The sequence below is a fragment of the Fructobacillus sp. ChS1-6f1-1-27 genome, from assembly GCF_059579415.1.
The window spans coordinates 1-5,891 of sequence record NZ_JCAOER010000022.1 but is presented as its reverse complement, the minus strand read 5'-3'; the positions used below and the strand labels follow the sequence as shown (position 1 = coordinate 5,891).

Below are 5,891 nucleotides of genomic sequence, written 5' to 3'. Positions count from 1 at the left end.
TTTGTCTTCTTTTGATAATTTGGACATAATAAAAACCTCGAAATTTGGTTGTCCAAATTTCGGGGTTCATATCATTAGAACAGTGCTTTTTCATTACTCATCAATTATTCACTTCGAGTTGAACCACGGCTAATCAAAGTATGGGGCAGCTTAACTTGGGTTTCATCCAGAGTTTGACCATCCATCAACTTCGTTAGCATCCGCATCGCTACCGCCCCAATATCGTACTTAGGTTGGTTAATCGTTGATAGTTCTGGCCGGGCCATCAAGCAATAGGTCGTATTATTTGAAGTGATGATTTCCAAGTCCTTTGGCACCTGGTAACCGTTATCTTGGTAGTAGTTCAAGATTGACACGGCAACTTCATCATCATAGGCAAGCACGGCGCTTACCCCGTTGGCAACTAAGTCCTTAGCCTCAACTTGTCCTCCCTGGTAGGTTCGCGCCCGGGTCAAAACTAATTTATCATTAAAGGTTAGGTCATGGTCAGCCAAAGCTTGTTGGTACCCGACCAACCGGTGGGCTCGGTCAATAGGACGGTCCTTTGAACCAAGGACTAGCGCAATCTTTTGGTGACCACGGTCAATTAGTTTATTGGTCACAGTCCGAAAGGCATCAACATAGTCAATGTTAACAGATGGTAAATGACCATGTTCATCAACTGAACCAGCTAAAACGACTGGGACGCCTAACTCTTCAATTTCATCTAAGACCGGTTGGGTTAGCTTAGTCCCCATATAAACGATGCCATCAACTTGTTTTGTCGATAAGCTTTTAATAGCAGTAACGGCCAGGTCCTGGTCATCGTCGGTATTAGTCAGCAAGACATCGTATTGGTACATCCGTGCGATATCATCGACTCCTCGAGTCAATTCTGAATAAAAAATATTGGTGACATCAGGCATGACCACCCCAATTGTAGTAGTCTTCTTGGAAGCCAAACCTCGGGCAACGGCGTTGGGCTGATAGCCCAAGCGATCAATCGCAGCCAAGACCTTTTCCTTAGTAGAAGCGCGGACATTGGTATTGCCGTTTACTACCCGAGAAACCGTAGCAAGTGACACGCCGACTTCTTCAGCGACATCATAAATTGTTGCGTTTTTCTTCTGTTCCACCAAGTGCTTCTCCGAGTTCTTAAAAAGTTGATTTCATCGTTATCATAGCAAAAAAAGACCGGTTGTGCAAACGCTTACACCAGTCTTTCAAAACCGTTTCAAAAGTATTGATTAAATGGCAACAAACCAGCATTTGTTACTGCCGACCCCGAGCCGGCAATGTCACCTTTTTACCCTCAATCAAAGCAAGCTTTGACTGGCAGCGACCACAGCGGTACCGCTTGGTATCAACCCGGCGCTGCCGGTACAGGTCATGACCTTTTTGGCATTGGTAGTGCCAATACAAGGATGGCTTAGAGTGGTCTTTAATATCTGGCGCATACCGTGACCCACCGACCTGGGCCAAGACTCGCTTAAAGTCAGCATCCTTATGCTGGTAGCCCATCTTCATTAAATGGAGGTGGTAGTGGGTCAGCTCATGCTTAATGATGCCATCAAAGTCAGCCCGGTGAGCCATCTTGGGGTTAAAGTCGATATGGTGGTCAGATAGGTGGTACCGCCCACCCGTCGTCTGCAGGCGGGAATTGTAAACCGCCTGGTGCAAAAAAGGACGGCCAAAGGCAGCTAGCGAAATTTGTTCAACCCGGGCTTGTAATTTCTTTTGTGGTAAGCCAGGAATTTCTTTCACTCCAACTGAGTCAAACTTAGTCTTTCGTCGCAGCTGACTTTTCCCGTTCCCCTTAAAAAAACGGTTAGCCCTGGTGAGCATAGACGTAGTCCGTCACCGCTGCTAAGGTATTCAACTGGTCAACTTCTTCATCGGGAATTTCTAAGTTATACTCGTCTTCAATTTCCAAGACCAATTCAACCACATCGATTGAATCTGCACCAATCTCTTTTTCAAAGTCGAGGCTGGGCTTAATTTGCCCAGGCTTTAATGAAAAGCGCTTTTCTGCTTCTTCGGCCAAACGGTCATAGATTTGTTCTTTTGTAAAAGCCATTACTTGCTCTCCTACAAGGCGGTTAGACCGTCTAGTTTATTTTTTTGCAGCCTTCTTCACCTTCAAAGAAGCTTCATTTTCTTTAATAAATGCAGTTGTCTTTTCGACCAAGTTCTCTTCAACCATTGTTTGAATTTGGCCCATGGTGTTGGCAACGGCCTTGGCTTTTGCTGAACCATGGGTCTTAACAACGGGCGCTTTCACGCCCAAAACAACGGCCCCACCTTGGTTGGCGAAGTCCATCTTGTGCTTCAAGTCCTTCAAGGCCGGCTTCAAGAACAAAGCCCCGATGATTCCGCGCAAGCCAGCCCCCTTGATGGATTGTTTCAACTGGTCAACAACCGTCAACCCAGTTCCTTCCATTGCCTTTAGGGCAGCGTTACCAGAAAAGCCATCGGCAACGACCACATCAGCAGTCCCTTCAAGAATTTCACGAGCTTCAACGTTACCCATAAAGTTAAAGGCGTCCGTCCCCTTCATCAATTGGTGAGCAGCCTTGTGGGTTTCATCTCCCTTGTCTTCTTCACCACCATTGTTCAACAAACGAACACGGGGGTTATCAATGCCAAGGACGGACTTTGCATAGAAATCACCCAAAATACCATATTGGTAAAGGTGGGCCGGCTTATTTTCTGCGTTAGCACCAAGGTCCATAAAGACAAATTCGTTATTTGGTCCGCCAAAGGCAGGAACCGCTGAGGCCAAGGCAGGCCGGTCCACTCCCTTAATCCGACCCACAATAAAGATGGCAGCAGACAAGATTGCCCCAGTGTTTCCAGCTGAGAAAAAGGCGTCGGCTTCACCGTCCTTAACTGCCTTAGCAGCTCGGACCAATGATGAGTCCGTCTTTTCCTTCATGGCTTTGACTGGTTCTTCGGCCATTTCAATTTCTTCAGTGGTTGGCACAACCGTCAACCGGTCATGGTTTTGAATCAAAGGTTCAACCTTATCTTTTGTTCCAAACAACAAAAATTCCAACTTTGGATAGCGGTCACGGGCAACTTCAATTCCCTTAACAATTTCGTCAGGGGCATAATCACCACCCATGGCATCAATTGCAATCTTAATCACAACAAAATCTCCTTCATTTGCAAAAAAATATCTTTTAATCAAAGTGTCTAAATTGGGCCATCGTTAACGATAAGTGTTCAACTAGGGCTTGGGCGTCTGGTGCTTGGTCCCAGTTAGGCTTGCGCACCAAATTCAAGGCTTCTTCTTGGGCGATGCTTAGCATCGTCAAGTCTTTGACGGGGTCGCCAACCTGAAACTCGGGCATCCCCGACTGCTTGGTTCCTAAAATATCACCACCACCACGGAGCTCCAAGTCTCGCTGGGCCAGCTCAAAGCCATCCGTCGTATCGACTAAGGCCTGGAGTCGTTCTTTACCGTATTCAGTTTTTGGATCAGCTACCAACAAGGTATAAGACTGGCGGTCACCACGACCAACCCGACCTCGTAATTGGTGGAGCTGAGCCAGGCCAAAACGGTCAGCATCTAATATTAACATAATTGAGGCGTTAGGCACATCCACTCCGACTTCAACCACTGTTGTGGCAACCAAAACTTGAATCTGATTGTCCTTAAAGCCGGCCATCAGAGTATCCTTATCGTCTTTGGCTAAGCGACCATGTAAGAGCCCCACCGTATAGTCCGGCAAGGCCTCTGACAAAGTCTGGTAGACTTCCGTAACATTGCGGACGTCAAGGCTTTCGGATTCCTCAATTAAAGGCGTAACAACATAAGCCTGGGCCCCTTGGTCGAGCTCTTTTTTGACCAGGGCAATTGCCTGGTCAAACTGCCGAGAGGATAACTGCTTCGTTTCGATTGGCTTTCGCCCAGCGGGTAGTTCGTCAATCACGGAAACTTCCATCTCCCCGTAGGCCGTAATCGACAGCGTTCGAGGAATTGGCGTGGCGGTCATCGCCAAAATATCCGGGTTGACCCCACCTTCACGCAACCTCGACCGTTGCTTGACACCAAAGCGGTGTTGCTCATCAATCACAGCTAGACCGAGGTGGTGGAAGTAGACGTCATCTTGGACCAGAGCATGGGTTCCGACAACAATATCGATTTCACCAGACTCTAAGTCAGCCAAAATCTGCCGCCGTTCCGCTGCCTTCAAGCCAGAAGTCAAAAGCTCAACCCGGAGGTCGATACCAGCCTGGTCAAAGAGCTTAGCCAAAGACTTGGCATGCTGCTGGGCCAAAATCTCGGTTGGTGCCATTAAGGCAGCTTGCAAACCAGCAGTGACCGCTGCATACATAGCAATTGCCGCTACAACCGTCTTTCCAGAACCAACATCACCTTGCAACAACCGGTTCATGTGTCGGTCAGAGTGCTGGTCGGCCAGGATTTCCTGGACAACTTTTTGCTGAGCATTGGTCAAGTCAAAGGGCAACTTACTTTCAAATTCTTGTAAGGCTTTAGCATCATACTGCAGGGCCTCACCCCCGAAGGACTGGTCAGCTTGTTTGACTAATTGCAAGCGCATTTGAAAGATAAAGAATTCTTCAAATGCAGCCGACCTTCGGCCGGCCTTGGCTTCTGCCTGGTCGGTTGGGAAGTGTGACCATTCAACTTGCTGGTTCTTATCCAATAACCGGTACTTAGCCCGCAAGTCATCGGGAACCAAGTTAGGCAGCTGCCCCCGCATTTGCCCCCAGGCCTGCTCAATTAAGTCGGCCAGCGTCTTAGCTTTGACGGCTTTGGAAGCTGGGTAGATTGGGTCCAGGGCATCCTTTGACGCTGGCACCAATTTGATTGCCGTCAAAGAAGCTTTCGCAGCGTTGTACGTTCCATAAACCGCAATTTCTTGGCCAACCTCGATATTTTTAGCAATCCAAGGTTGGTTGAAAAAAGTCACACGGACGTTTTCCCGGTCAACCAAGAGTCCCATCACTGTCTGAGACCGTTTGCCAAAGCGCCGGACCACTGCCGGTGTGGATACCACCCCTTTAAAGGTCACCTTATCCCCATCAAGGGTTTGCGATGGCTTTTTTTCGCCTAAGTCTTCATAGCGGAAAGGGTAATACGTCAGCAAGTCTTCAATTGTAAAAATCCCCAAGTCGCGTAAAGCGGCCTGACGTTTTTCACCGACACCAGATAACTCTGAAACCGGGTCTTGCAATGCAAGTGACATGGCAGTCTATCCCCTTTTTTAATCAAAAATATTCTACCATTTTCATTTGCTAAAAGAAACGAATTTCACCGACTTTTTTCGTAAAAAACGACACAAAAAAGCGCCTGCTTAAGCGCTTTTAAAAGTTAATTTTAGTGAATGTAAACAGTTACCAAAGTAACCAATCCAAAGATGATTCCAGGGATGTTTGATACGATGATTGGAATATCCTTATAGGTCTTCAACCAACCATATCCAGTCCAAAGGGTTGCGTTAATCATCGCAACGGCTGGTTGCAATGGGTTAACAGGGTTTCCACTAAAGTTTGAAGCAATTTGTGGGATGTATGACACATACATCAAAATACAAGTGACAGTTGCAACCTTTGAGAAGATCTTAAGCATCTTCACCCGGCGCTCGGCAACTTCCTTCTTTTCTTCCGGCGAAACATAATTATCAACACGCATTCCCATGATTTTTGTATCTCCTATCTATTATTCGCTTGAATAATTGTTTAAAGTATAACACATATAAAAGTTTAGTACAATTTTCACAAAGGTTTACAACGGTCAATTTTGGAGAAGCGTTGGTTAAAAGGTTACAAGTCCTTATTTAAAATAAAAAGTCCTAGTTACTCATAATGACGTATACCCCGAAAGTTAAAGTACTTTCGGGGTATTTTTATGACTAAAATTTCTATAGAAACTAAACTACAGG

Annotated in this window: 6 protein-coding genes; all 6 read right to left on the bottom strand. The window is 46.4% G+C overall.

The genetic code is table 11. From position 1 onward, the window contains the following. Positions 1–104: 104 nt before the first annotated feature. The 6 genes from AC5162_RS06370 to AC5162_RS06345 all read right to left on the bottom strand — a co-directional run bounded on the left by AC5162_RS06370 (position 105) and on the right by AC5162_RS06345 (position 5,641). The gene (locus AC5162_RS06370; protein ID WP_496534416.1) at positions 105–1,115 is read right to left on the bottom strand and encodes a substrate-binding domain-containing protein; all 1,011 of its coding nucleotides are present in this window, start codon (positions 1,113–1,115) and stop codon (positions 105–107) included. A 136-nt stretch (positions 1,116–1,251) separates the two neighbouring features. Then, positions 1,252–1,743 carry a SprT family protein gene (locus tag AC5162_RS06365; RefSeq protein WP_496534415.1) on the bottom strand — a complete coding sequence of 164 codons (492 nt, stop codon included), beginning with the start codon at positions 1,741–1,743 and terminating at the stop codon, positions 1,252–1,254. Between the two features lie 64 nt (positions 1,744–1,807). Further along, a complete protein-coding gene (locus AC5162_RS06360; RefSeq protein ID WP_496534414.1) occupies positions 1,808–2,056 on the bottom strand; it encodes an acyl carrier protein in 249 nt (82 codons plus the stop codon). Between the two features lie 36 nt (positions 2,057–2,092). Beyond that, positions 2,093–3,124 (bottom strand): phosphate acyltransferase PlsX, encoded by a 1,032-nt coding sequence (gene plsX, locus AC5162_RS06355; protein WP_496534418.1) that lies wholly within the window; start codon positions 3,122–3,124, stop codon positions 2,093–2,095. 37 nt (positions 3,125–3,161) lie between these two features. Then, on the bottom strand, positions 3,162–5,195 hold the full coding sequence (gene recG, locus AC5162_RS06350; protein ID WP_496534413.1) for an ATP-dependent DNA helicase RecG: 2,034 nt from the start codon (positions 5,193–5,195) through the stop codon (positions 3,162–3,164). A 131-nt stretch (positions 5,196–5,326) separates the two neighbouring features. Then, positions 5,327–5,641 carry a SemiSWEET family transporter gene (locus AC5162_RS06345; RefSeq protein WP_496534417.1) on the bottom strand — a complete coding sequence of 105 codons (315 nt, stop codon included), beginning with the start codon at positions 5,639–5,641 and terminating at the stop codon, positions 5,327–5,329. Positions 5,642–5,891 lie beyond the last annotated feature (250 nt).

Coding starts and splice junctions, on each gene's coding strand:
- AC5162_RS06345 (WP_496534417.1), bottom strand. CDS start 5,641: ATGCGTGTTGATAATTATGTTTCGCCGGAAGAAAAGAAGGAAGTTGCC.
- recG (WP_496534413.1), bottom strand. CDS start 5,195: ATGTCACTTGCATTGCAAGACCCGGTTTCAGAGTTATCTGGTGTCGGT.
- AC5162_RS06360 (WP_496534414.1), bottom strand. CDS start 2,056: ATGGCTTTTACAAAAGAACAAATCTATGACCGTTTGGCCGAAGAAGCA.